General features: G+C 44.7%; 25 protein-coding genes. 17 read left to right on the plus strand and 8 right to left on the minus strand.

From position 1 onward, the window contains the following. Together J8M00_RS27070 and J8M00_RS27075 are read left to right on the plus strand one after the other, a co-directional pair. On the plus strand, positions 1 to 812 hold an 812-nt coding region (locus tag J8M00_RS27070), incomplete at its 5' end, for a sensor histidine kinase (protein WP_247687601.1). Between the two features lie 49 nt (positions 813 to 861). Beyond that, a complete protein-coding gene (locus J8M00_RS27075) occupies positions 862 to 2904 on the plus strand; it encodes a hypothetical protein (protein ID WP_211013479.1) in 2043 nt (680 codons plus the stop codon). Between the two features lie 45 nt (positions 2905 to 2949). Here J8M00_RS27075 and J8M00_RS27080 read toward each other — a convergent pair whose 3' ends face one another. The 3 genes from J8M00_RS27080 to J8M00_RS27090 all read right to left on the minus strand — a co-directional run bounded on the left by J8M00_RS27080 (position 2950) and on the right by J8M00_RS27090 (position 5214). After that, entirely contained in the window at positions 2950 to 3573 is a 624-nt protein-coding gene (locus tag J8M00_RS27080) for a hypothetical protein (RefSeq protein ID WP_211013480.1), read from the minus strand. Positions 3574 to 3610: 37 nt separating this feature from the next. Further along, positions 3611 to 4450 carry a DUF2726 domain-containing protein gene (locus J8M00_RS27085; protein ID WP_211013481.1) on the minus strand — a complete coding sequence of 280 codons (840 nt, stop codon included), beginning with the start codon at positions 4448 to 4450 and terminating at the stop codon, positions 3611 to 3613. A 311-nt stretch (positions 4451 to 4761) separates the two neighbouring features. Then, positions 4762 to 5214, minus strand: a complete 453-nt coding sequence (locus J8M00_RS27090; protein ID WP_211013482.1) for a hypothetical protein — start codon at positions 5212 to 5214, stop codon at positions 4762 to 4764. A gap of 147 nt (positions 5215 to 5361) precedes the next feature. On the opposite strand from J8M00_RS27090, the gene J8M00_RS27095 reads away from it, so the two are divergent. From J8M00_RS27095 to J8M00_RS27145, 11 genes are read left to right on the plus strand one after another with little or no spacing between them, the layout of a single operon-like run. Further along, positions 5362 to 6522, plus strand: coding sequence for a hypothetical protein (locus tag J8M00_RS27095; RefSeq protein WP_211013483.1), 1161 nt, complete (start codon positions 5362 to 5364; stop codon positions 6520 to 6522). Then, positions 6515 to 6895: a hypothetical protein gene (locus J8M00_RS27100; RefSeq protein WP_211013484.1), complete on the plus strand. Its 381-nt coding sequence runs from the start codon at positions 6515 to 6517 to the stop codon at positions 6893 to 6895. The genes J8M00_RS27095 and J8M00_RS27100 overlap by 8 nt, the downstream gene beginning before the upstream one ends. A 7-nt stretch (positions 6896 to 6902) precedes the next feature. Next, complete coding sequence (locus J8M00_RS27105; protein ID WP_247687602.1) at positions 6903 to 7841, plus strand: capsid protein; 939 nt, start codon at positions 6903 to 6905, stop codon at positions 7839 to 7841. Between the two features lie 50 nt (positions 7842 to 7891). Further along, entirely contained in the window at positions 7892 to 8362 is a 471-nt protein-coding gene (locus J8M00_RS27110; RefSeq protein ID WP_211013485.1) for a phage protein Gp36 family protein, read from the plus strand. Positions 8363 to 8365: 3 nt separating this feature from the next. After that, a complete protein-coding gene (locus J8M00_RS27115; RefSeq protein ID WP_211013486.1) occupies positions 8366 to 8788 on the plus strand; it encodes a phage virion morphogenesis protein in 423 nt (140 codons plus the stop codon). A gap of 14 nt (positions 8789 to 8802) precedes the next feature. Next, positions 8803 to 9240 (plus strand): phage tail terminator protein, encoded by a 438-nt coding sequence (locus J8M00_RS27120; protein ID WP_211013487.1) that lies wholly within the window; start codon positions 8803 to 8805, stop codon positions 9238 to 9240. Further along, the gene (locus J8M00_RS27125; protein ID WP_211013488.1) at positions 9237 to 9389 is read left to right on the plus strand and encodes a hypothetical protein; all 153 of its coding nucleotides are present in this window, start codon (positions 9237 to 9239) and stop codon (positions 9387 to 9389) included. Before J8M00_RS27120 ends, J8M00_RS27125 begins: the two co-directional genes overlap by 4 nt. Next, positions 9386 to 10282, plus strand: a complete 897-nt coding sequence (locus J8M00_RS27130) for a hypothetical protein (RefSeq protein WP_211013489.1) — start codon at positions 9386 to 9388, stop codon at positions 10280 to 10282. Before J8M00_RS27125 ends, J8M00_RS27130 begins: the two co-directional genes overlap by 4 nt. Positions 10283 to 10287: 5 nt before the next feature. Further along, positions 10288 to 10614, plus strand: a complete 327-nt coding sequence (locus J8M00_RS27135) for a hypothetical protein (RefSeq protein WP_211013490.1) — start codon at positions 10288 to 10290, stop codon at positions 10612 to 10614. A 5-nt stretch (positions 10615 to 10619) separates the two neighbouring features. Continuing rightward, positions 10620 to 10976: a hypothetical protein gene (locus J8M00_RS27140; RefSeq protein ID WP_348772573.1), complete on the plus strand. Its 357-nt coding sequence runs from the start codon at positions 10620 to 10622 to the stop codon at positions 10974 to 10976. Beyond that, positions 10936 to 14292 carry a tape measure protein gene (locus tag J8M00_RS27145; RefSeq protein ID WP_247687603.1) on the plus strand — a complete coding sequence of 1119 codons (3357 nt, stop codon included), beginning with the start codon at positions 10936 to 10938 and terminating at the stop codon, positions 14290 to 14292. Before J8M00_RS27140 ends, J8M00_RS27145 begins: the two co-directional genes overlap by 41 nt. Positions 14293 to 14313: 21 nt before the next feature. Here J8M00_RS27145 and J8M00_RS27150 read toward each other — a convergent pair whose 3' ends face one another. The 5 genes from J8M00_RS27150 to J8M00_RS27170 form a co-directional block, all read right to left on the minus strand. Next, positions 14314 to 14847 (minus strand): hypothetical protein, encoded by a 534-nt coding sequence (locus J8M00_RS27150; protein ID WP_211013491.1) that lies wholly within the window; start codon positions 14845 to 14847, stop codon positions 14314 to 14316. Positions 14848 to 14981: 134 nt separating this feature from the next. Then, positions 14982 to 15539 (minus strand): hypothetical protein, encoded by a 558-nt coding sequence (locus tag J8M00_RS27155; RefSeq protein WP_211013492.1) that lies wholly within the window; start codon positions 15537 to 15539, stop codon positions 14982 to 14984. Positions 15540 to 15687: 148 nt separating this feature from the next. Then, on the minus strand, positions 15688 to 16059 hold the full coding sequence (locus tag J8M00_RS27160; protein WP_211013493.1) for a hypothetical protein: 372 nt from the start codon (positions 16057 to 16059) through the stop codon (positions 15688 to 15690). An 81-nt stretch (positions 16060 to 16140) separates the two neighbouring features. After that, positions 16141 to 16617 (minus strand): hypothetical protein, encoded by a 477-nt coding sequence (locus J8M00_RS27165; RefSeq protein WP_211013494.1) that lies wholly within the window; start codon positions 16615 to 16617, stop codon positions 16141 to 16143. Between the two features lie 90 nt (positions 16618 to 16707). Next, entirely contained in the window at positions 16708 to 17274 is a 567-nt protein-coding gene (locus J8M00_RS27170) for a hypothetical protein (protein WP_211013495.1), read from the minus strand. 224 nt (positions 17275 to 17498) lie between these two features. On the opposite strand from J8M00_RS27170, the gene J8M00_RS27175 reads away from it, so the two are divergent. The 4 genes from J8M00_RS27175 to J8M00_RS27190 form a co-directional block, all read left to right on the plus strand. Beyond that, complete coding sequence (locus J8M00_RS27175; RefSeq protein ID WP_211013496.1) at positions 17499 to 18104, plus strand: hypothetical protein; 606 nt, start codon at positions 17499 to 17501, stop codon at positions 18102 to 18104. Further along, positions 18104 to 18691, plus strand: a complete 588-nt coding sequence (locus tag J8M00_RS27180) for a hypothetical protein (protein ID WP_211013497.1) — start codon at positions 18104 to 18106, stop codon at positions 18689 to 18691. Before J8M00_RS27175 ends, J8M00_RS27180 begins: the two co-directional genes overlap by 1 nt. Next, a complete protein-coding gene (locus tag J8M00_RS27185) occupies positions 18678 to 19103 on the plus strand; it encodes a DUF6950 family protein (protein WP_211013498.1) in 426 nt (141 codons plus the stop codon). The genes J8M00_RS27180 and J8M00_RS27185 overlap by 14 nt, the downstream gene beginning before the upstream one ends. Next, positions 19096 to 25791: phage tail protein (locus J8M00_RS27190; RefSeq protein ID WP_247687605.1), on the plus strand; the 6696-nt coding region annotated here is incomplete at its 3' end. The genes J8M00_RS27185 and J8M00_RS27190, both read left to right, overlap by 8 nt.

A 25791-nucleotide genomic window follows, 5' to 3' on the forward strand; every position in this document is an offset into this window, starting at 1 on the left:
ATCATTATTCATTGGAGTTCAGACAGATTGTAGGCAATGTAGCTAGTGAACCCGCAAAATATGCGTTTGAGGTTCGCTCTCATTGGTATAACTCCCCTACTGCGTTGGGCATATATTCATTCGTTGCGCTGCTATTGGTTGTTGCTGTCGCGTTCTTTGTTTACTTTTGGATCCAGTCATTCCGCAGAGTATTTAGACAAAACGAGCTTAAGCGTCAAAGTGGCAATTTAGGCCAAATAGCCATGCTTGTTGAACAAGGTAAAACGTTGGTCAGCTCTGGTGATGACACAATGTTTACTGAGGGACTGGTTAAGTTCGACAAAGTTTCAGAGCTAATAACTCCTATAGTTAACAACGGCCCTTACCTTGGCGAGCAAAGATTGCTTGCTGGCTTAGATTTGCTGCAAGTGCAATCTAGCTTGCAGGCGAAAATTAAAGTTAACTTTGAAACTGTGATTGGCAACGTAAAGCTAGATCCGCAATTAGAGCGTGACATTTACGCTGTTGTTTATCATGGCCTTCATAACGCTGTGCACCACTCAGAAGGTTCTGAGATTAACGTATTCGTGCACAAGCTTAGATCTAAAGTTCACGTACACATTGAAGACGACGGCATTGGCATACCGCTACGTTCTCGCCTCCACTTCGGCGAAGGCCTTTACAAAATGAGCGATGTGGCCAAGTCATACAAAACCAAGTTTAAGCTTAAGTCATCGCGCAAAGGTACCAAGATTCAGATCGTCTTCCCGCTTATTGAGAGAGATAGAATGAGTAAGGAAGAGCTACAAAAACAGGCGTTAGGTAGGGTTTAGTTGATTGAGATTACATACGTCTGCACGGTAAAAACAAAAGAGTACCCTTATGAAAAAAGAAGTAATTGATAAATTTGTCCATACAATAAAAGCTGGCAAAATAAAACAACCTACAAACATTGGCTTTAAGTCTGAATCTTGGTTGAAACAATGGAAGAAGCTTGAAGATAAAGCTTCAACACGCGATCATAAAGTTTTCATGGCTGGGTATATCTTACATACAGTACTTTCTGAAATTCGAAATAAACTAGATGAAACATATAAAAATGCACCAAAGATAACAAACGAAAAGTTGTTATTGGCCTACCTAGCTTTGTCTAACCGAGAGCTTTACGTTGTTAGGAAAGCGGCCATTGCCAAAACTAAAACATGCATTCATAGTGTAAGACTCGATTCTAACCCAATGGAAAATGAGTTGACACTTGGTGAAGTTTCTCATGGGTGTGTTGATGGATTGGAACCTGCAATACGCATGTGTCACAAGCGAATCGAAGATAATGTGGCAATTGAGGTATCTGAGAACCCCCTTGACCCTTTGAGTTTTATTAGGATGGAGTGCGACTTGTCTCAGCTGTATCAATTATATACTCACGTATGGCAATGCATTTATCTTTCGGATTACGAATTTATATGTCTCGATAAAGAGCAAGATATTTTTTGCGTAAGACAGCCTAAGAGCGACTTTGAACTATCCTATGAAAGCAGTGCTATACGGAGAAGTAGGCTTGGTAACCAAAGGATGTACAAGGCTTCTAACCCGACTATTCAGGCACAGTTCCTAAATGACCAATTTGTAGTTTTACAAAAAAAAGGGAAAAGGAAAGTAGCTAGTAACATAAGAATAAAAAATGCAAACAGCGAAATGCTTGTAACTAATACTTATTGGCAGGTAACCGTAGAAGACATGTTAAAGTACTACCCCAAAGAATGGTTAGTTGAAGAATACGAAAACGGATTTTCTATTGTAGAGGCGTTATCAGTAATGAGGTGTTTGATGCTTATGGCTAATGAACTAATCGATAACTTTCCGCAAGACGATAGCTTTGACAATCTTAATAAATTACTCCAGTTTTGTCCTACAGTTCAAGTTGCTTCATTAAAAATGGCGTTAAGTAAGGCCACTGAAATATCACATGATAAAATCTCAAAGATACTTGCTTTTTTAACCTTTACATCGGATAAAAGCTCAGACTTATGGTGCCAACCATTGGTAAAAAAATCTAAGAGTGAATTTGCGATCTCTGTTAGTGCATTAGTAGCCCCTATTATGACAAGGCTTATAGAGAAGTGGAGTGTAAAGTTAGGTATAGATCTGAGTAAAAAAGGATATACCTACGAGCAAACTGTTATCGAGATGCTTAATAGCCAGCTAGCTCAGAATGATTTTATTCAAGATTTTGACCCTGCTACTGGTAAGCGAATTAGATTAGCCAACGGCGAAGAAGAGTTCGACCTATTAGCACGTCTAGATGATATGATAATTGTAGGTGAGTTTAAGGCTACACTCACATCAGATTCTGAGGTAATGAAGAGCCGGATTTCTGAAACACTTGTATATGCAGGAGTTCAAGTAAAAAGGAAAATAAAGTTCTTCCAAAACAATATTGAGTTAGTATTTGACCGCTTGGGGTGGAAATATGACCCTAAGAAAAAGTACAAATTTTCTTCCTGTATTGTTAACAGCTCACAAATTTTCGTGGGATACCTCTTTGAAGGTGTACCTGTCGTTGATGAAATAATATTAAAGGCTTATTTTGAATCAAGTATAATGAGTGTACTAGCTGTACAGGAGAAAGACGGCGATCTGAGAGATATAGCGTGGTATGAGCTGTATTCAGATTTTGAACAACTCAAACTTAATTTCCAAAAGTATTTAAATAACCCACCTCAATTAAATGAGAATAGTAACTCTTTTGACTATAGTAATGTCTATCTACCGGCTATTGATAAAAATTCCTTCAAATTCATGCAGCGTAGGTTGGTATTAAAAGAAACTAAGCCTGAAGACAAAATTAATCAAGAGCATAACTTCAAGCTTTGTAAATCAGCTGACTTTGAAAAGCAAATTGGTGATATTGGCTTGTTGCTATAGAAGAAATAGAATGAAAAGAGTTGAATCTAAATTTGATGAGCTTTTCTACTTAAGCTCATCAAATTTAGGAACCTGCCCTAAAAATGAACATTCCATTCCTTCACTCAAAATTACTACTCCTGCGTGTGGGATTATTTCTTCCAATACCCCCTCTCCAATAGAATCCCCTTGGTTATATTCAATACCATTTATGGTAACAACATCAGAGGCCAAAGGTATACTAACCTTGTAGTCAGGAAATGTTATAGAGCAATAATAGCCTTTCACTTTATCTACACCAATTCGATCAATAACACTCAATGCCTTCATTAGAACTTCGTTTTCAATACCATATTCCTTTCTTATATCTTTAAGTTTATTTTCTATATTCTCTAGCTCTTCGGTAGCAATGAATTTGCTCTCAGATACTTCATTGAAATCGCGTTCACTTTTATCTATTGCTTCTAGAATGTTTTCTAGTTCATCACGCCTATCATTCAATGGTTCTATTTCAGCCTCAAGGGCACTTATTTTGTTTTCAAGATTGATTACTTTCGCGTCTGCCGTTACCCATTGATAAACAGCAGTACTTGCATTTATAGCGATTGTTATTATCGCAAGGGCTGTTGTCCACTTAAAATGCTTGTCACTTTGGCTTTTCAAATGTTCGTTGCTTTTGTGTTCTTCCATAACCTGTCCTCATAACCCCAATGGTATCTGCTTAAGACTATTTAACCGTTTTTTCCATATCAATGAGGTTCTGTTTTATAGCAGTAATAAAGTCAAACTTAGTTGTTATCGAAGAGTCAGTTAGTCTAATCCTATGAAGAGTAATTGATGCTGCTTTGAAAATTCCATTTTTTTTATTGTCTCTGAGAAACGACTCTGAGCTATCATGGTAAAAACTATCTACTTCGAAGAAATATTTAGGTATATGTTCGTCAGATGGGTCATAAACTACGAAATCAACTACTCCTTTAAAGTAGAAGTCTTTTTCTCCTTGAGTAAGGTAAGGAAAGATACTCTCTTTGTCAAAAATGTTGCTTATTGCCACATTTGGATAAATGAAGAACGTAGGAAATACTTCCTTTAATGCTTGGTAGAAATGAGATTCTAAAGTGCTTTTAAATAACGGCGTTAACCAATCAGTTCTAGGGAAGGCCGTTTGTGTTTTTTTTCTAGTCATAGAGAGCTCATCTTTGTTATTAGGTTTCTCTCTTAAGCCCTCTGTCGGAAGCTTGGCAAAGCGGCAAATTTTTGCAAAAGCAGCTAATTCGGTGCTGTCCTGCGCAATAAGAGCTCTTATACCTATATTTTCAATTTTTTCAGCTGATTCGTCTGAAAGTTCTATATAGCCCGCTATATTTAGTTTTATATATTCAAAGCACAACGATGAAACAAGGACTGGTTTCTCTGTTTCTGAGTAACGAATAAATTCACCTTGCAAAATATTGCAAATGTTTAACCACTCAGCTTTATTGTTCTTTAAATAATGCTGCTGGGATTTTGCGTTGGCGAGAATTTGTTTCCACTTTTTTTGTTGCATTAAGTTGTAAAAATCTTCCATATAATTCCTTTTCAATAGCTTTAGTTCGGGTACATTCCCCACACCTTCAAAGAAACAGGTGTTTAAACAAATATGGTGCAAGTGATGAGTTTTACATTTGTAACTATTAGGGTGAAGCTATACTCTACACTCTAATTCGTAACATAACACTTTCAGAAGACATTAAAAAAAATTACTTATAGCGCATCGTCTAAAGGCAGTTTAAAACGTTTGGAGCGTTTTTAAAACGGTTTTAAACATGGTTTCAACCTGCTTTAAAGTCATGTTTCCAATTTAAGAGGTAACTTCAATGGTAAAAGTTACCTAAACAATTACTTTAGGCCTTGAAGGAGTTTATGTGATAAGGCTTCCAGTTCTTCGATTTCCCAAGTCTGTTTTTCGTTAAGACCAAAGTGTTCGCAGGTTGTATTGAGCTCCTTGATCATTTGTTGCTCCCTTTCGTTTAAGTTGTCCTTTTCTACACTCTCAATCGGGTAATGTTTTATATCCCAATTTTGTTTATGTGCTAGGGCTAACACAAGATGCACGTAACGATAGCGCAGATTGCTAAGTGATTGCGGCTCGCCATTTCGCTTGGTCTTTGGTCGCCTTGCTTTGCCATCTAAGATTTTAGCTACATTTCTACGGTACTCATTTAAGCGCGACTTTTTTGATGCTTTACCAATGTAATTAAACTCTGCTTGGCCTGTATTGATACAAATATGGTAAAGAAATGGCTGCTGAAGATTGACTTTTTTGGGGTTAGTCCATTTATAGATTTTCATATCACGTATTGAATTCTTATTTGTGCTAAGCATAATAGTTACACAAGTTGGAAGCTTTAACCAACTAATATGTAAAACATTTTACGCCTAATTTTCTATTCCTCCCCCGCTATTCTGAGCTCATTGATTCAACGATGAGCACCCACAATGGAAAACACTGAGTTTGACTGGTACGAGATTTTTACCGCTGGCACCCACACCGACTCAAACGGCAATACACAGGAGTTTACTGCCGCAGATTTAGATTCTGTGGTCACAAACTTTATACCTAAGACTAGCCCTTTGGTGATTGGCCACCCTAAAACCAACGACCCTGCTTGGGGCTGGGTCAGTGACTTAAAAGTCGAAGACGGTAAGTTGTTTGCTAAAGCCGAAGATGTGGCCGCTGAGTTTGCAGAAGCCGTCGAAGCAAAGCGCTACCCAAATCGCAGCGTGCGTTTAGAAGGCGAACCAGGTAACTACTTTTTAGGTCACGTTGGCTATTTGGGCGGCAAGCCCCCTGCCGTTGCAGGCATGCCTTGGCAATTCAATGAAGAGTCAAAAGGCGCAGTCTTTGAGTTTGCTGCCAGTGAAGCAAGCGAGCGTATAGAAGATGTTGCTATGCAAACCGCTCGTTTAGTTACCGACTTTATGGGTCACTTTCGTGAGTGGGTTATTGAACAGCACGACGTAGAGACCGCAAACCGCCTCATTCCCAATTGGGAAGCCGACTGGCTTACCCGCAAAACCATCATCGCTGAACACGAACAAGACAAACAGCGCTATGGCAATCATGCCTTTAGCACCCCTTCCCATAACCCCGAGGAACTAGAAGTGAGTGACATAACTAAAAACGACCCCACCGAAGCCGAGAAAGCATTGCAGGCGCAACTGGACGCGGCGAACGCAAAGAACGCCCAGCATGAATTCAACCAACGTAAGTTTGATGCGCAAACGTTTATTGATACCAAGGTCAACGGTGGAAAAGCCCCGCGTATCACCAAAACAGACGGTTTGGCCGAATTCATGGCGCACCTTGAAACAGACAGTGCCAACACATTTGAATTTGCTGCTAGCGATGGCAATCAAACCTCGTCGGCCAAGCCAGCTGAATACTTTGAAAACTTATTGCTGTCTTTACCCGAGCAAAGTGGGCTCACCAAAGACTTTAGCCGCAAAGACGACAGCGACGAAACCGAGATTGATAACTCGGCTGATGCTTTGGCTGCAAAGGCTTTGGAGTATCAACACGCGCAGTCTCAAAAAGGCATTACGGTTAGCGTGAGTGACGCACTCGGTCATGTGCAAAAGGAGGCGAACAATGGCTAATCCTGGATTTATTCAAAACTATACGGCCTCAGGTGAAGTTGGCAAATTCAGAGTGGCTGTTTATACCGGTGCTGACTTTGAAGTAAAGCAAGCCTCTGGTAGCGATATTGCCATTGCAGGCGTGACTGAATGGGGTAAGAACATATCAGGGCGTGTTGATGTGATCATGACCCAACTGGCCAGTATTGAGTACGGCGGTGACATTCTCGCAGGAGATACGCTGGTCCCCGACACAGAAGGCCGTGCCATTAAGTTGGATATGAGTGCCAAAGCGGAAGATGCCGAAGTGTGGACCTTAGGCGTTGCTCAAGAAAGCGGCAAGCTTGGCACCATTGGCACAACTACCGTTACCCCACAGTTAATCGTGAAATAGGAGTGAGATGATGAGTCACGGAATGCCCTTTACCCCTGATATAGAGCAAACGGCCATTGCAATTGCCTATCGAAATAGACGTATGATTGCGGATGATGTCTGTCCTCGTATGCCTGTCGGTAAGCGTACGTTTCAGTATCGTACGTACGATAAAGCTGAGCGTATGACCATCCCAAATACGCGTGTTGGCCGTAAGTCTGCCATTAATCAGGTTGAATTTACCACCGAAGAAGGCAGCGCATCTTGCGAAGACCACGGTCTTTCGGATGTGGTGCCAAATTCAGACATTAAAGAAGCACCACATAACTACAACCCGTTGCACCATGCCACTGAAGGTATCTCAGACTTAATGCTTTTGGCGCGTGAAGTCCGTGTGGCGGAGCTATATAAAAATCCTGATAACTATGGCTATCACCATAAGCTCGGTACAGGCAATTTGAAGTACTTAGACGATGAAAACCTTGATATTTTGCAGTTTTTTCAAGAGCTCATCGATGACATGTTGGTCACGCCAAATCACATGACGTTGCCCCGTAAAATCCTAACCAAGCTGCGCTCGTGCAAGCATGTTATTAAAGCGTATAACGGCTCGTTAGGTGATAGTGGCCTCGTACCAATCGGCTTTATCCAAGACACTTTGGGCATAGACAAAGTGCACGTAGGTGAAGCCTGGGTAAACACCGCCAAAAAAGGCGAAACGCCGAATTTTGTTGAGGCATGGGGCAATGACCATATTAGTCTTACCCGCTCAGATCCATTAGCCAGTGCCAGCAATGGCCGTATGACCTTTGCCTTTACGGCCCAATTTGGCGACCGGATATCCGGTAGGCGTGATGTGGCTGCGGGCCTTGATGGTGCCATTGAAGTGATGGTGGGTGAAAAAGTCAAAGAGCTCTCCATTGCCAAAGACTACGGCATGATTTTAACCAATCTACTCAAACCCTAATTATTAACTCCCTATGGGGCTTCGGCCCCTTTATTGATAAGGACAGACCTATGTTTGTAAATACACAACACACAGTAAATACCTTGGGTGTAAACCGATTAGTTGATTATGCAAATGGTCGTTTTTCGATTGGGTTTGATGCGCAAGATATCACGGATAACGATATTAAAACCGCGCTGTTAGCCACACCTGAAACAGACATTCAAACCACTGTATTCAATTGGTTTGAAACTGCCTCGACCAATGTAAACAACACGATTGCGGGTTATGTGGCCAAATATGAGCTCACACAAGCGGAGGTGGATGCCTCACCCCTTCTTGGCATTGCAGCAGACTTAATGCGCTACGAACTGTGCAACAACGACGCTGACGAAGGCTTAATGACCAGACGTAAAAACGCCATGCAGGAGCTTAGCAAAATTGAGGCGGGCACCATTCAAATCAAAGCGCCCTCGTCTGTAGTCTCTGGGCCTATTCAAACCAAAACCCCAAGCAGTAGCTTTGATTGGGCAAGGTACTAAACCATGGCGGGCGTATTTATTGATATCTCGGGTGATGCGTTAGAGAAGTTGCAGTTACTACGACATAAAAGCACAGCGCCAGAAGATGTGTTGGACGACATCGGCGCATTTTTAGATATGGATGTCACAACCCGCTTTTTAAACGAACTCGCCCCAGATGGCACTCGCTGGGAACAATCAAAGGCAGCGGTTGAGCGTGGCGGTTTAACCCTTACCGATCAACGCAACTTGGCAGGCTCAGTAACCCATAACGTGGAAGGCGATGAATTGGTGCATGGTTTAGGGGAAGAATACGCCGCCATTCATCACTTTGGTGGAAAAACGGGCCGTGGCCATGTGGTTACGCTCCCTGCTCGCCCGATTTTGGGTATTGAGCAATACCAAGCGGGCGTCATCGTTGAAACGCTCACTGGTTGGCTTGTTTAAACGGAGTTTAAAGCATGTTTAATTTCGATTTAAACCACATTGAAAAGGCATTAAACAAAGCGCGTATTGCCAAAGTGGGTTTTGCATCTGACTTTAATCAAGCACGCAGTAAACCAGTGCACACCTCTTTGTTGTACGTGTTGCCACTCGATGAAGACTACCAGCCAACAAACAGCATAACAGGCCAAGACGAATACGCCGTTACAGAGCTGTTTGCTGTGATGATTGTGATCCCATGCCATGCAGCCAACAGACAAACCGACACACAAATTGAAAAGCTACGGGAGCGCGTAAAAGACGCACTTGCTGGCCTCACAATTGCGCCTTATGAACCCATCAAGCTTCATCGAGGCCGCATGGTGGAGCTAAACCAACAAACCAAAAACCTCATTTATCAGTGCCAGTTCTCTGTCTCCGGGCACATAACCATCAATACCAAGGAGCCAACATGAAAGACGACAAACCAACCCCTAAAAAGCACAGCCCAACTGAGATTGCCCAGCAAGTACAAAAGGCACTTAAGCAAAACGGAGACCGTAGCAATGTTGCCGGTGCATTCGTACTTGAAGGTGACACCATTAAACCAGGAGCAAGCAAATGAGCTGGCGATTTAAAGACAGGCTAATTATGGCCGATTCCCTCGGGACCACCCTCACAGGCAACCATGCGATATATGCGAGCGAGGTTGAATTTAACATTGAAGCCGAAACCGAAAAAGACGAAATTGAGCGCGCTCATTCTGGCTCAAGCCTTGAGATTATATACGGTGAGCATGTGACGCTGAATTTTAAAACGCCGCTGGCCATGAGTGGCAGCGCAGGCTCAGCCCCGGCGATTGCACCGCTGTTATTAGCATGCGGTATGGTGCAAGTATCTAGCGCCAATGCAGTCACATTCACCAAAGGTGCCGCCACCAAAGCCACCTGCTTGATGCGTTTTGGCCAAAACACCCATGTACTCACTGAGATGTTAGGCACCTTCAGTATCAATCTTGAAAAAGGTCAGCCAATGATTAACTGGCAGTTTAAAGGCCTATTCAGTGCGCCGGTACAATCAAGTGGCCCGCCACCTGTTGATTGGTCCCGTTGGAAAAAGCCAAGCACGTTAGGTGTGAGCAACAAAAGCGCATTTAAATTAAATGGACTGAGCCGCACATTGCATAAGCTCACCGTTGATGTGGGTAACAATGTGGTGTTTGACCGGGCAATCAATCACGAAGAAATCATGATCACAGGCCATGAGTCTACCGCAAATATCACTGTCACCAGTGATTCATTATCCATCTTCAACCCGTTTGAGCTGGCTGGCAGCATTCAAACCTTTGAGTTTAACCACGGCCAAAGTGCTGGTAACAAAGTGACGCTGTTGGGCCGTTTCCAAATGCCCACACCAAAATATGCAAGCCTAGAAAGCGAGCTCACAGGCTACGAACTGGACGGCAAACTCGTCCCCAGTGACGCAGGCTATGACGAATTAACCTTAGTATTTGAGTGATCCTTATGAAATTAAAAAAATTAGAGCAATTAAAAGACGCCACCATTCATGCCCCACTTCATTTTGAATATGGTGGCGTGGAGTTTAAGTTCACTGCACACATCAAGTTGGTGCCAGATACCGACATTGAAAAGCTCACAGGTCCACACAGCACCACAGATAAAACCATTGTTGAACAGCTGCTTGTAGGTTGGGATGACTTTGTTGATGAGGGTAAAAGCATCCCCTTTTCAAAAGACGTTCTGGACGAAATGTTGGGCTTTGGTGGTATCACCGGGCGTTTATCAACCGAGTGCATCAATGCGCAATATCGAGTGCAGGAAAAAAACTAATCGACGTGGCCAAGTGGTTTGTGGGTGACTTGGCCACACAATCCAAAGCACTTGATGATGATTTAGCCCATTTTGGTGCGCCGGTTGAGCCAGTCAAAACCGAAGCAGGTTTATACGTACTCCCACAAAACTGGACGGCGGTTAAGGCGCTATCAGCTGCCAATACCCAGTGGCAATACTGCAAAGATGGCATCGAGCTCGCGCTTGATTATGCCAGGGCTGAAATCGCTTGGCGCTACGCAGATATTGCCCTGACCCCCACTGATTTTGACAAGCTCCAATTCTTAGAGCGCACTGTAATAGGATTACTAAGGCGACCCGATGAAAAACCAACTGAACCTAGCGCTTCGCTTAAAGTATGACGGTAAAGCGGTAACAACAGGCACTGCTAAAAACGTCCAGGATTTAAATCGCCTGCCCGGCGTTATTCAAAGTCAGGTAGGCGCTAATCAGCGTTTAAATGAAAGCCAGTCTAAAGTCGCGAAGAGTCAAGCAGCGGTCAGTAAAGCCGTCTCAACTGGCACGAATCAAAACCTGCAAGACTTAAACAGATTACCGGGGGCAATTCAAAATCAGGTCAAGGCCAATCAACGCTTAGGTGCAAGCCAAGCGAAAGTGATGCAGCAACAAACAGCCATGAGCAAAGCGGTGACGTCTGGCACCAACAAAACGATTAATGACCTAAACCGCTTATCTGATGCTATTAAAAATCAAATAGCAGCAAATCAACGCTTGGGTGAAAGCCAAGCTAAAGTACTGCAACAACAAGCCGCCATGAGTAAAGTGGCAGCTTCAAATACTAACCATCATATCCAGACGTTAAATCGTGTACCGCAGAGTATTCAAAATCAGGTGGCTGCAAACCAGCGACTAGGTGCAAGCCAGACAAAAGTGATGCAGCAACAGTCTGCAATGGGGAAACAGTTGGGTGTGCTACAAAATGGCTATGAGCAATTGGGAATAACCCTCGCAGGCGTCGCATCTATCGGAACGGCAGCCATGTTTATTCGCGATACAGGCGCGGCGCAGCAATTAGATACTCGGCTGAAAGGGCTGACCGATTCTACCCGTGAATACCAACAAGTACAAAGTTATCTATTTGAAGCTGCAGACAGACTCAATACGCAATACACCACCCTTGCTGACTCCTACTCTAAAATCCTCAACCTGCAACAAGTCGGTATTGTGACTCAAACACAAGGCAAAGCAATCTTAGAAGGCATGGCCAACGCAGCAGCTAAAACGGGCGCAAACAATGTGCAGCTGGAGCAGTCGCTGTTCGGTATGACCCAAGGTATGACAGCAGGTGTGCTTAGAGCGGAAGAACTCAACCAGGTCACTGAACCTTTGCCAGGGCTTTTACAAAAGCTAGATAAAGCAGCAGGCGTCGCTGCAGGTGGTTTTAGGCAACTGGTTAATGATGGTCGTATTACCAGCCAAATGTTTAAACGCTATTTAATAAAGGCTTTAAACGAATATGCGGGTGCTGCCGAAGCCACTGAAGGCAAAATCAATGCGTCGATCGCAGAGATGAGCAACGAGTATCAGCGCCTTATTCGTGAGTATGAAAAGCCCGTTAACTTTGCGGTAGTTGAAGTGGCAAATGCTGTTACTGCAGGCATGCGTGAACTGCGCGAAAACAAGGAACTTGTTGAAGGGTTAACGACCTCGGCAGCGGCTTTGGCAATCGTTTACGGGGGTAAACTGGCAGGCGGTGCCGCAAAGGCCACAGCCGCAATTACAGCCACAACAATAGCAAAGCACAAAGCGCTACAAGCTGACTTACAATTAGCGGCATCTAATCAACGTTTAGCTGTAGAAGAAAACAGACGAGCAATTCAAGAGCAAGCTGCAGCTCAGCGCCAACTGGCAATGGCCAGAAATACAGCGCTTAGAACAAAAGCCATTCATCAACTGGCCCTGGCTAATCAACGGGCGACACTTGCACAAACCAACCTAAATGCAGCAACGGCCACTTATTCAGTTGTGTCTAAACGCGCGGCATTATCCAGCCGAGTGCTTGGCGGTGCAATGCGCATGCTAGGTGGCCCTGTTGGCTTGGCCGTCACTGCAGGTTTAGCCATCGCCTATTTTGCGACCCAAGGCGACAAAGCCAGTACCAGCTCAAAAAGGCTGGAAACGCATTTGTATGACTTGGGTGATGCATTCAATTCAGTTAACAACGTTAGCGCCAAAGCGCAAATCGCCTCTGCTTCAAAGCAAACCATCAACTACACAAACAACATTCAAAACGCGTATAAACGTATTAAGCAGCTGCGCCAACAAATGAATAATGCGGGCAGTGACCGCGCTAAATTCACCTACCAAAACCAAATTGCAGGTATTGAGCGTTACATCAACGAGCAAGCAAAACTGCGTAGCGAGTTCATGAAAACAGCTGCGCAAGCGGCCAACCTACAGCAAAACCTCAAAGCATTAGATTGGAAGCAAATAGCAGAAAACACAAAACAAGCGACAAACGCCCTGCCCCAAAACATTCAACAGCTGCAGCTCTCACTTTTAGGTGAAGAAGCCAGGCTAAAAGCCAGCTACAAAAAGCGCAAAGAAATGGTCATGCAAGCACGTGAAAATGACCTGGGCAACAAGGCTAAATACGATGCAATTTTACAACAGCTAGATGCTAAGCTTCAGGCGGACCAACAAGCTTTAAGTGAAAAGCATGAAGCTGAAAAAACACGTATTCAAAACCAAGCAGAAGAAAAACGTAAAAACGATTTACGCGCAGAGCTAGAAGATCGCATTGCGCAAATAAAAGGCTATGCAAACCGTGAGGCACTTGCCAGCTACAATAACCAACTGGCAGTTGAAGAAGCAAAACAACAAGCGCGTATCGATGCAAAGCGGCGCGGCATGCTGGGCCTTGCTGCAAACGATGAAGTCGGCGAAATTAAATACAACGCAGACAATCAAATTCGAAACCTAGAGCGACAGCAAGAACTGAACGCAGCCAGAGGCTTTCATAGTCAGCGCGAAGCGGACGAACACGCGCACCAGGAGCGATTAATGCAAGCCCGCACCCGCAATACCGGTGCGATGCAACAACATCTCATGCAGTTTGCTAATTGGGAGACTAAAAACGCCCGGGAGAAAACTTCTGCCGTCGTTGGCCTTGGCGCAGCGGGCTTTAAAGCCATGGCTAGTCAAAGTAAAACCGCGTTTAAACTCTACAAAGCCTTTGCTATAACTCAAGCCCTAATCAAAACCTATGAATCAGCAACGGGCTCATTTGCCGCACTGGCCCCTATTCCAATCGTTGGCCCTGCTCTTGGTGCCGCTGCAGCGGCGGCCGCCGTCGCTATGGGCATGCAACAAGTGCGTATGATTAAATCACAGCAACCAGCTGGTATCGCACACGGTGGTTTAGATTACGTACCAAATGAAAGCACCTACATCCTACAACGCGGCGAACGTGTCCTTTCACCAAAACAAAACGTCGAAATCAGCCACATGGCCAGACACTACAATGCAGGCAATCACCAAGCAGCAGGTCAAAATGTGGTGTTTAATATTACCAATCAGATCACCGTAGAAGGTGCAGCCAATGCCGAGCAAGGTAATGTGATTGGTTCAAACATTGCTCGGCAGATTGAGGCTGTGGTGGTTGAGAGCGTGAGCTCTCGTGGGGCTGTGTTTAGGGCGATTAGGAGTGTTGGTTAGTTACCGCCTTTTCTGCCGTTTTTACAAAAGCCAAGATTTGGCGAATTTTTGGATTTCATCGTTGATTCTTTCTATTTTATCGGCTTCGTGTAAAAACAGTTTGTCTCCGCCATTTTCTAAAAAGTGACTCGCTGTGTCATACCCAAATACCACTTGACTGTACATTTTAACCAAAGATCGCTGTGCTTGTTCCAGCGTAGTCCTGTCCTCTTTAGCGATTTCATCATTGAAATTATGAACATGGTTATAAATAGTTATAATTGACTTTCTTTCATTCTCTGATAAATAAGGTGCAACTTCAGGGTAACACTTCTCAAAGATATGAGTGCTTATTTTTCCTGGTACCGAAAAACCAATGTGGAATTGAGTTAATTCCGAAGCAATTTGTTTTATTCGTTCAGTTTTTTCATTAAAGTCTGATTGGATACTTTTTATCTCCGACTTCAAAGCTTTTCTTTGCCTACTTATTTGCCACTTGTATTTGATAAAATCAGTCGTTTGACCAATGGCAAATCCGATGAATAATGTTGTTATGGCTATTTCAAATTTAGTCAATGAAGTTCCAAACCTATAAAATTAGCTAATCTGCGTTAAGAAATAAACGAAGGTTCTTACAAAACTAAAACCTTACGTATTAATACTCATGGCAACTCCAATCTGACCATTTTATGGAGTCAGCCTATAATGAATTAGGTCACCAGTCCAAATCCTTTACAAGCACAAATAATGCCCACAAAAAATAACACCAAAGAGGTGGCTCCGGATACAACAGCTATTTTTTGGATAATGAAACCCACGTTATCACGTTTATATGTAAAACAGTGTTGTCCAAGGTAAGCTAAGCCCTGGGTTAATGCTGATATGCCAAGGCCGATACAGAGAAATAATAGGGATAGTGTTATATTGTATCCCGTAAATGTGTTCGGAAAATCAGGACTCCAAACTTTACCAATAAACGCGAGCAAAGCTAAAGCCGCACCTCCATTGATTGTAGCGAGCATCCTTATTGTAGCTTGCCCATTACTGATAACCGACTTAAATAATTCGCGCCATTCCGCACAATCTTCTTTATATTGCTCTACTGCTGATTGGCATTTAGCGTTAAAATCTGCCAAGACGAGGTCGTTTCGCTTATCTTCATTCTGGTTAAGGTTTTCTAGATAATCTTGCAGAGATTCTATAGAAACATAGTTTTCGCCCTGCTTCGATAATTTCTGCAACTCATCTTGTATTATTTTTATGGACATTTTTACCTCAACATGTGTGAATTTTGGCGAGAGATCTTTTGAGCGGTTTGCTTTTTAATATGTAAACATGCTTGATAATAAATTTCAATGTAGACATAGGGTTGGGTTCCAACAGCCTTAAGTACTATCGAAAAAGTGATTTACCTTGCTATGAGCGCTTGCTTAACAGACTTTCAATTTGAGACTCAATGTCTTCTAAACGTATCTTTTTGTTTGTGGTTTCTTCTTCTGACCATTTATCAATTCCAGACCAATATAGGGACTTCGCATATAGCTCAATTGAGAACTGTTTATCAGCCTTGTGAACACAATAAACTGCGGCAGAGGCCTCACTCCACAAATCGGATAGTTCGAACTCTTTTTTCCTATTGTAGCACTTTTGACCTTTAGAATTTTCGAGGTATTTCTTTGTTTCGTTTAATGCTTTGCTAATAGCGGTAATTGCTTCGACAGTCTTGTTGTCCTGCTCAAGACGTTCTTTTTGAAAGTAGTCTAATAATTTGTGTAATGAGTTAAGCATTGTTTGTTCCTCGTGATTGTCAGGGACCACATAACACGGATAAAAGCCAACAGGCTTCTACCCACGTAATCAATTTACCTGCTAACCTCCCACTATTCTCGAAAAATCGACTTTAAATTCAGCATTTTTATCACCAAGGTTATGAGGTAAATAATATTTTTCCTTAGCAACGCTAGCAATTAGGCGTTTTGTACTACCTTTCGGAAGCCTCAGTTCTTTGTCTACTTTCTCGAAATTAACGACTACATTTCCGTCGTACATACCTTTTTCAGGCCACCAATTTGATAACTGGATTTCAATATCACAGTCAGTCAAATCAGATTGAGTTCTTTCAACGATTATTCTTAAAAAAATAGTTGAAAAGACCACAATGATTAAAAGTACAATTATTATAGACCATACTGGGAAAGAAACTTGTATAAAAAACCATCCATACAACTTTGATAATTCAAAGTTGGAAATGTACAGGCTAAGCGCTGATATTACCGTAAGAATAGCAGTTGAAATAATTTTACTGCCTACTGCGTCGTTCCAAACTTTCAAAATAAAACTTTTCAATTGGGCTCCCTAGCTGAAATGTTGTAAACGCCATTTGTGATAAGGTGATGGTGGTATTATTGCGTTTTCTACTATGGTTAACTTAACGCTTTAATTTTTCATTCTTTCTACAGTTTTGTTCAATGTATCTAGGCTTTTTGCAATTTTCACAAGCGGTTTAACAGCACTTCTTGTTTGACTAAACGACACTACATCTAAAATACTTGCGGATTCTAACTTTGATTTGAATATCGGAAATTTTGATGCTCTTTGATATCTCGCGTTCAGAGTTATTTCTCCACCTCCAAACCACTGGTGCAATGGTAAATATTGCCCCCACAATACGAATCTTTTTGCGCCTGGCGCAAGAAATGGTATACCGGTTATTATTGGACCATTTGCCATTTTTTCCGGCAACTTATCTCCGAACGCTTTCTCTGGCAACTCTCTATCAGGTAAAAAAATTATGTTCTTTGCAGGTCCTTTGCCAATATTATGAATTACGAGGTTAATAAATTCAGGTTCATCTTTGTCTATTTCCGGGTAAACAATAATTTCGGGGTCGTTATTTGATTTAAAAACCCATAACGTTATTAAAGTTGTAAGAATCGCTATTAGCGCCATAAAAATGCTAATGCCTAGTGCTCCATATTCAACCCATGTAATGCTGGAATTCAAATTCTTTTCTCCTTTTATTTTGTAGAATAAGCACACTCATTATATACCTTTTAATGAAGCAAGTAATTTAATAGAAACAAAAGTAGTAGACAAGTAGTTTGGGTGTATCATTTGCTAAGTCACTTACAACCTAAAATTCGCATAAGTAAAACATTTTCCACCTAAACCTCTGCTCCTAATTTTTTAAACTCGCTCACACAGTAAAGCAAAGAGCGATAAAAAATATGGAGCACCTTCCCCTACCTAAGCCCCCAAAAAGCTGTGTTTTTCGGCTGGTTCCAAACAGTCATTTGCATGTAAGTAAAGCCAATAATGCATCCGAGGTCTATGACCTTGAAGGTGCGTATTGGGAGTTTGAGATTGAGCTTACCAATGTTTTAGAGGCCGATGCCTTGGCGCTGGATGCGTTCTTGGCCAAGTGTCGTGGTTCAGTTGGCAAGTTCTTATGTTTTGACTATCGGTTTTTACAAGATGACTTAGACAGTTTTGCCCGGGTTACTGAGTCATATCAAGACGGTAATGTGTTGAAAGTTGCTGGCTTGCCTGTCAATTCAGTGTATGCCAAAGCCGGTAATCGCATTCAGATTGGTACCGGTGAAAACGCCGAGCTTAAAGTGCTGACGGCAGATGTGGTGGTGGATAGTCACGGCGCGTGTGAGCTGGAGTTTGAATCCCCTATGCGTCAAATTCCGGCGAGCAATACGCCTGTGTATTTTAAGCGCCCTGCTGGCGTGTTTAGGTTGTTTGATAACAAGCAAGGGTTGGCTGAGGCCCAAATTAAAAACGGCTTTGTCACGGCGTGGAAAATCAAAGGTCGGGAGGCGTTTTAATGGAAGCATTAAATTCAGCCTTGGTGGCCGAGCTTGCCCATTGTCGCCCCCGCTACTTTGTACGCTTGGCGTTTAAAAGTGGTGATTTGTTATTGCATACCGGGGTTGGTGAGCGTCGCTTTTTAGGTCGCACCTGGTTTGGCCTTGGCATGCTTGGGCGCATTGGTGAAATCCCTGCCAATGATAAAAACGATGCAGCGCGTATTCGATTAACGCTGCACACTCAAAGTGAGACCGTGCTTGCGGAAGTCGCCGAAAATGACCCTATTGGTGTGGGCGTTGAAATCTATTTGGCCACCGTCGATAAACATTATCGGGTGAATCAATCACAGCTATTAGAAAGCGGCTATATCGTGGTGTGTGATGTGGAGCGCGGCCAAGTCAGTAAAGTTATGCTGTCTGTGGCGGGTGAATCTGAGCGCTGGAAACAATCGCGTTTGCATCAACGTTGGAACCATGCCACTCAGTCTGCGTTATATCCCGATGATATGTTTTTTAATGAACATGCCGAGGCCACTGGGACTGTATTACCAGATACCCAGCCAGGTGCGCCAGTGGGTGGGAGGGATGGCCATGCACTGCCTTAAACTTCAAACGTATCTAGATTCCTGTGAAAACACCCCGTTTGCGTGGGGCAAGTTTGATTGCTGCTTGTTTGTGGCTGATTGGTTGTTGGTTCGAAATGGTGTCGATGTGGCGGCAGAGTTTCGGGGGCGTTACAGCACCGCCATTGGTGCAAAGCGGCGTTTAACCAAATTGGGGTTTTGCGACATTCAAAGTGTGTTTAAACACCATTTAAAGCCTATTGAAATTAACTATGCACAGCGCGGTGATGTTGCCTTGGTTGAATGGGACGGCGAATTGATTGGCGGCATTGTGGGCTTAGGTTATGTCTATTGCGTCACCAACATTGGCTTAAGCGCGCTAGAAATGAGCGCGGTCAGTTTTTGCTTTTCTCAGGTGTTGCCTAAGTCTACGGATGAGGTGCGCCATGGGTAAAATTGTTGACATCGCGAATGATTTGGCAGACCCGATTTTTGGATTAGGCGAAAAAATCTGGGATGAAACCGTGGGCGCACTGTGGGATAGCCTATCCCCGGATGTGCCAGAAGAGGACTATGCGACGCTGGCCAAGGGCTTACAAAAAGGCATAGACCAGCCAAGGCGTATCACATTCGGGCGTGACCGCATTGGCGGCGTGATTGCGCACCAAGCAACGGTTGAACGCGATGAAAAGCACTGGGTCCAGTTGATTGTGTTAATTAACGGTGCGCCCATTGATGCGTTAGAAGACGTGTATATTGCCAACAAGCCACTAAGCGACTACCCCGCCGAGAGCTGGGACTATGCATTGTCTGATGGCAATCACACGTCTGCCAATAGTAAAGCCGTGTCTAAAATGGCGGGTTGGACCAATAAACATATCGGCTTTGGGCAAGCCCATGTGTTTATTGAGCTTGAGAATAACCGCGAAGTCTTCCCCGATGGCATTTCCGATTGTGAGTTTTTAATTCGCGGCGCGCGTATTTGGGACCCGCGAGATAGCAATCAAAACCCAGATGATGCGACAACTTGGACCTGGTCACAAAACGCCGTGCTGTGCGCCCTGCACTACATTCGATTCTATGGGGCCCACGAAGTGCCCTATCATCGCATTCCCTTAAACTGGTGGATAGCCGCAGCCAATGTGTGTGATGAAAACGCCGTCTATCAAGACAGCGACGGCGTTGATAGGTATGAGCCGCGCTACACCTGTAATGGCACCTTTCGTTTTACCAGCAAGCCCATCGAGATTTTAAATCAGTTAGAGCGCTGCTTTGCAGGTAAGGTTTTTCGTCAAATGGGTCAGTGGTTTGTCCGTGTTGGTGCCTGGTATGGCAACCCCACCTATACGATTGGTCAATCCGATGTCATGGGCAATGTCAAAATCAAATGGCATGCGGACTTGCGCGATAGAGCCAACATTGTGCGTGCCACCTTTACCGACCCAAACCAACATTATGAGCGCACCGATGCACCGCCCGTGCGGGCAGAAGGCTACATCGAAAAAGACAATCAACCGTTAGAAACCAGCATCTCTCTCCCCTTTGTTCGCAGTGCCACGACAGCTCAACGCTTGGCCACCATTCTCCTTGAACAAACGCGCCTCGGCTCCATCGAACTCCCCCTCAAACACAAAGCGCTTGGTGCCGCTGTGGGTCGTACTGTCTATGTAGACTTACCCAGTGAGCGCATCTATAAAAAGGTCTATCGCGTTGTTGCGCGGCGCTTTCGACTTGATGGTGGCATAACACTGACGTGTGTTGAAGATAGCCCGCTTTTATGGGCAGATGACCTTGTACCCGGCGCATCGGATATTACGCCAAACAGTGATTATGTGGTGGGTAAACCTTCCCCAATTGAGCAAGCACGTGTGGAAGTGGATGGAGATGGTAATGGCATTGTTAAATGGACCCACCCAACACCGCTGGCGGTACATGAGTTTGATATTGAGTTTTACAGCACGAATGACACGCGAGTATATAAAGAGTCCGTAACCTACACGCAAGTTGTTATTCCTAAACTCGCGCTTGGCACCTATACAGCCAAAGTGTTTGCACGAAATATATTCGGTCAGCGCTCTAAATCGGTAGCCATTCAATTTACGGTCTCAGCACCGACAAACCCGCGACTCTCTTTTGTCGCAGACTATAACCAAATCACGCTCACCGCCACCTTGCCAGCAATCGGAATTGGCACCCAGTTCGAGTGGCAGTTCTTAGGCTCCAATGAAGCGCCAAAGCAAAGCGACACCGCCTTTGCGCAAATCTACAATCGCATTGGTTTGCAGCCAATGACCGAGTATCACTTTCAATGTCGTGCCGTGAATCACCTTGGTAACAGTGACTGGGTGCAGATAAGTGCCTCAACAACGAATGTAGACTTAACCGAGTTCATTAATGACATGCCACTGGCGAAGTTAAGCCAAGAAGCCCAAGACCTCATCAACGACTTGAACACCCAAGTCGATAGATTGCGGCCTGAAACCGAGAACAACTTACCCTCACTTGTTGCCAAAAATATCGAACAAATACACGGGCTGGAAGATGTCACCAAGGTTTTAGATACGTCGATTGTCGATGGCATACCCGCGCAAATTGCGCTGAATAAAATCAAACTCGACGAAACCGCGTTGGCTGTGACTGACATGCAAAAAAGCGTGTTTGATGTCACGGCTGGTTACACCAACTTTCGTCATGAGTATGAGCGGCGCACGCTTAATAATGAACGCTTAATTGATGCGGCGGTCTTTGTTGATGCCGAGTCTGGCACCATTGTGAATCGGGCGTTTTCTTATACAGACACGCAATTCAGTGAAGCGGTTTCTTTGGTCGATGGCGCTCACGCCCGCATCAGTTTTGAGTCTCGACGTATAAAACTAACAGAAGATAAATTGATTGATGCCACAGCGCAAATCGAGCTGCAGGCAGGCCAAATTACACAGCGTGCAACTCACAGCGAAGTTGATGCCCATATCGCGGGGGCCATCGCCGCTTTGACGCCTGCCTACAGCTGGCAGTTTAACAGCGGCGCAGAGGGTTTTGCTGGTTTTGAAAGTCATCATGCACTGGGGTATTTGGTGTGTAAAAGCACATTAAATAGCCCTGCGATATCTCTGGATGCAATCGAAAACCCCATGTTAAGGCTGCGCGTGCGCAAACATGAAAACAGCACTTGGCTCGGTCATATCCAATTCAATGGCGGCGCTTTGTTCTTGCCCGAGCCTACAAGTCACGATTGGGAGGTCATTCAAATTGATGCAACCGGCACAGCAGGATTTAGCGGTATCATCACTTGGCTGCAGTTCTCGCTGGGCCATTGCGACCTTGATTTTATTGAAATCGGTAAACGCGGGGCCAATGATTTAGCACTCAAAGACATTACCAGTCGCACCACCACCATCGAGCAAGAATTGGATGCTGGCACGGGGCGCATGGGCCAATATGCCACCACAGCTTGGGTATCCAATTTAGGCTATCAAACACAAAGCAACGTACAAACACTCATTGATTCGTTTAACACGCAGTACAGTATCAGCGCGGTGCTGCAGGAGTTAAATGACAATGACGTTATCATCAAAGCCAATGCGGCCCAGACCTGGATTGATGGCGCAAACGCGACTATTCGAAATCAAGTCATTGGCTATCTCAATGAAGAAGACGGCGTTAACCAAAAACTCACTACTGCAGAGCAAAACATAGATGCGCTGGCGGGAGAAGTTCAGCAATCGGTCACGCAAATTCAAGGCATTCAGCTCGACCTAGCCGACAAAGATTTAAACCAGGTATTAGATGCGTACAACCAACTTTTACGCGACAACGCATTGGCTGAGCACTCTATCACCCTCGCTCATGCAGAAGATAAACTTTCTGCGATAACAGATGACGTCAGTGCCCTATCCTCACAATCTACCCAGCTTATTGCACTGCATAATCAAAGTGCTGCCAGTATCGACATACTCGGTAAAGCCTTTGCCAATGAACGTCAAGCCAGCAGCGAGCGCACTGAAACACTGCGCGCTGAAATCACACATGAAAGCCAGAAATCCATTGCTGAAGCCAAGGACTTTACCCGTGCCATTACTGGCTACTGTATAGACAGCGATGGTAATCGAGTGGATATCGAAGATGCCACCGCCTGTGAATTAGCGGGCCATACGTGGGTCGATGGTCCCGTCGTCGAGCGTTCTATGAATCTGGCAACGCTTATGGTCGATGGCCGAGGCTATCAAACATCTAGCCAAGTCAACCAAGCGATTAGCACCTTTGATGCAGTCTATGGTATCACTGCTGCACTCCAATCATTTTACGACAATGGCACGTTAGAGAAAGCCAACGCCGCAGAGCGCTTTATTGCGGGCGCAGCCGGTTATATCAAAGACCAAATTACCGTATTTAATGCCCAAGAAGACGGTGTGGATGAAAAGTTCTCGAACGTGTCTGAGACCTTAGACGCGATTGAAGGTGAGATAAACCAAAGTGTTGTGCAAATCCAAGGCTTGCAACTGGGCGCTGATGCAAAGAGCCTCGATGAAGTCATTACCGCCTATAACACATTGCTTCAAAACAACGAGCTGCAGCAATTAGACATCAAACTCGCCCTTGCCCAAGAACAATTAAAAGCGACAACGAATGAGCTGGAAAGTGTGGTCAGTTACACGCTAGAACTGGGTGTCATTCATCAACAAAACAGTGCCATTATCACGTCTGTCGCCAAGGCTTTTGCCAACGAGCGACAAGCCAGTGTTACACGAGATGAGCGCTTTGCGGCTTTCACTCAATCAACACAAGCGGCGTTTAGTGATGTGTCTGAAGCCTTTGCTGACATCAACCATGCAAACCTAGTCCGCGACCAAACATTCACGGCATTTGCTGCTAACACAGAGACGGCTTTTGCGGACACCACTCAGCTTATTGCCAACCTTGATTCAGCAATGGCCACGCAACGCCAAGACTTGGTTGCCAAAATTGAACAAGATGACACGTCTACTTTAGCAAGCGCCATTTCCTATACACGCGCTGCTGTTGGCTACTGCATCGACGCCCAAGGCAATCTCACGAGTGAGACCGATGCCACCCTGTGTGTTGCTGCAGGCCATAGCTGGGTTGATGGCCCACTTGCAGAATTTATCCGCAATCTGCAAATTGAAAATGAGCACGGGCAAAGTGCCAGCATTTCAGATATTCGTCAGGCATTTGAAACACAGGACGGCAGGCTTATCGCTCGGGGCGGGTTTTTGATCAACAACCAAGGTCGCGCCACTGGCGTAGTTGGTTTAAACGATGGGCAAATTGGTAACTTAGATTTAGTAGGCGACGTCATACGCCAAGGTGTGCAAGTTGGCGACACATTCATCCCCACATCGTTCATTGATAACCGCGACCCTGCAAATCCTGTTCACGTGTTTCGTGGGCGATTAGAGCTGGGTGATTTTGTGGTTGAGTCCGAAAGCGATATTCGAGGGCTTGATGGTCAAAATGGACTGCCCGGCCCGCCCGGTCGAACCTATTACACTTGGATCAAATATGCAGATGACGCACAAGGTAATGGCTTAAGCGAAAGCCCAGATGGCAAAGCGTACATAGGTGTCGCTTACAATAAGCTGTCGCACCTTGGATCAAATAACCCAAACGACTATGCATGGTCAAAGATAAAGGGCGAACCAGGCAATCAAGGTATCCCCGGCGATAAGGGTGAAGACGGACAAACCCTCTATACATGGGTTGTCTACAGCGACAACGCCAATGGCACAAACCTATATCAAACCCCAAGAGACTCGACTCAATACATTGGGATCGCAAACAACAAAACAACGGCGACAGAATCGACAAACCCGGCTGATTATCACTGGTCGAAAATCAAAGGCGCTGATGGCACCGATGGCATTCCCGGTGATAAAGGCGAGGATGGCCAAACGCTATACACTTGGGTGGCGTATAGCGACAGCACCAATGGCGCGAACATGTATCAAGTGCCAACCAGCAATACCCAATACATGGGCATTGCAGTAAATAAACTGACTTCGACTGAATCACCCAATCCCGGTGATTATACCTGGGTCAAGTTTAAAGGCGCTGATGGCTCCGATGGCAGTCCTGGAGAAAAAGGCGACAAAGGTGATAAAGGTGAAACCGGTGCCACAGGCAATACAGGTGCGCGTGGTGCGGGTCGATTCGTGTCCTCAACCAGCACAGGGAGTTGGTCAGACGCACTGGCCCATGCAGCCTGCGGCGGGCGCGCAGTAGTGCATGATGTTGTCACGCTCTACAAGCAAAGCGACCCTTCAATTCAACAGACGAAACATTGGACCGGCTCTGCGTGGCATGACTTTGCGCTGCACATTCATGGCGATCAACTGGTGGATGGCACTGTCATTGCGCATCACCTAGCTTCAGCCACTGGCACATTTAGCGGCCGGATAAAAGTGCTGGTCACGGATTACCCCACTGATTTGCTGAATATCGCAACACACCGAGAAGGTCGTGCCGCTGGTATTTACAACACGAACACCAAAGAGGTCGCCAATGCGCTTACGCTCAGCTCTAGTGGTGGTACGGGCTTAAACGTACACGGTGGTAAAAATGCCATCAAAGCCACGGGGACTGGCAATGTAATTGAAGTGCGGGCAAGCAATACCTCATCAACCGCGCTGTGGACGCCTCTAAAAGTATACGCAGCCAATGGTTTTAAACCATTTACGGGCGTGCACGAAGGCCTAATTTCGAAGCAGACACCATTAACACCTGGCGATATCGTGTGTGATGATTTGCTCGTCAATATGTCCGATATCTCAAACTCAATCTTTGAAATGATGCCATCGACAAAGGTTGCGCAGCGCAATGTGCGAGGTGTTTTTGTCAGTCGAAGGGCGTTAACGAATGAGCATTTGCCTGCGGGGCTCAATGGTTTTAACGGTTCGCTTAAGTTCAATGAGTATCAGCATAGTCATGACGTCATTGAATATAACGCCCTTGGTGAAGGCCTACTCAATGTTTGCGGTCAAGGTGGCGACATCGAAGCCGGTGACTATCTGTGCTCAAGTGACATAGTCGGCAAAGCCATGCGCCAAACTTACCAAGATTTTGAGCGCCCTTTTACCATCGCCCAAGCGCGCCATAGCGTTGCATTCACATCATCAACTCAAATT

It is taken from the genome of Pseudoalteromonas luteoviolacea (assembly GCF_018100925.1).
GTDB classification, from domain to species: domain Bacteria; phylum Pseudomonadota; class Gammaproteobacteria; order Enterobacterales; family Alteromonadaceae; genus Pseudoalteromonas; species Pseudoalteromonas obscura.

Bases quoted from the DNA above. Each gene is read 5' to 3' on its own strand.
- J8M00_RS27095 (WP_211013483.1), top strand. From the start codon at position 5,362: ATGGAAAACACTGAGTTTGACTGGTACGAGATTTTTACCGCTGGCACC.
- J8M00_RS27160 (WP_211013493.1), bottom strand. From the start codon at position 16,059: ATGCTTAACTCATTACACAAATTATTAGACTACTTTCAAAAAGAACGT.
- J8M00_RS27085 (WP_211013481.1), bottom strand. From the start codon at position 4,450: ATGGAAGATTTTTACAACTTAATGCAACAAAAAAAGTGGAAACAAATT.
- J8M00_RS27075 (WP_211013479.1), top strand. From the start codon at position 862: ATGAAAAAAGAAGTAATTGATAAATTTGTCCATACAATAAAAGCTGGC.
- J8M00_RS27080 (WP_211013480.1), bottom strand. From the start codon at position 3,573: ATGGAAGAACACAAAAGCAACGAACATTTGAAAAGCCAAAGTGACAAG.
- J8M00_RS27145 (WP_247687603.1), top strand. From the start codon at position 10,936: ATGAAAAACCAACTGAACCTAGCGCTTCGCTTAAAGTATGACGGTAAA.
- J8M00_RS27115 (WP_211013486.1), top strand. From the start codon at position 8,366: ATGGCGGGCGTATTTATTGATATCTCGGGTGATGCGTTAGAGAAGTTG.
- J8M00_RS27090 (WP_211013482.1), bottom strand. From the start codon at position 5,214: ATGAAAATCTATAAATGGACTAACCCCAAAAAAGTCAATCTTCAGCAG.
- J8M00_RS27110 (WP_211013485.1), top strand. From the start codon at position 7,892: ATGTTTGTAAATACACAACACACAGTAAATACCTTGGGTGTAAACCGA.
- J8M00_RS27175 (WP_211013496.1), top strand. From the start codon at position 17,499: ATGGAGCACCTTCCCCTACCTAAGCCCCCAAAAAGCTGTGTTTTTCGG.
- J8M00_RS27120 (WP_211013487.1), top strand. From the start codon at position 8,803: ATGTTTAATTTCGATTTAAACCACATTGAAAAGGCATTAAACAAAGCG.
- J8M00_RS27100 (WP_211013484.1), top strand. From the start codon at position 6,515: ATGGCTAATCCTGGATTTATTCAAAACTATACGGCCTCAGGTGAAGTT.
- J8M00_RS27185 (WP_211013498.1), top strand. From the start codon at position 18,678: ATGCACTGCCTTAAACTTCAAACGTATCTAGATTCCTGTGAAAACACC.
- J8M00_RS27130 (WP_211013489.1), top strand. From the start codon at position 9,386: ATGAGCTGGCGATTTAAAGACAGGCTAATTATGGCCGATTCCCTCGGG.
- J8M00_RS27155 (WP_211013492.1), bottom strand. From the start codon at position 15,539: ATGTCCATAAAAATAATACAAGATGAGTTGCAGAAATTATCGAAGCAG.
- J8M00_RS27135 (WP_211013490.1), top strand. From the start codon at position 10,288: ATGAAATTAAAAAAATTAGAGCAATTAAAAGACGCCACCATTCATGCC.
- J8M00_RS27180 (WP_211013497.1), top strand. From the start codon at position 18,104: ATGGAAGCATTAAATTCAGCCTTGGTGGCCGAGCTTGCCCATTGTCGC.
- J8M00_RS27105 (WP_247687602.1), top strand. From the start codon at position 6,903: ATGATGAGTCACGGAATGCCCTTTACCCCTGATATAGAGCAAACGGCC.
- J8M00_RS27125 (WP_211013488.1), top strand. From the start codon at position 9,237: ATGAAAGACGACAAACCAACCCCTAAAAAGCACAGCCCAACTGAGATT.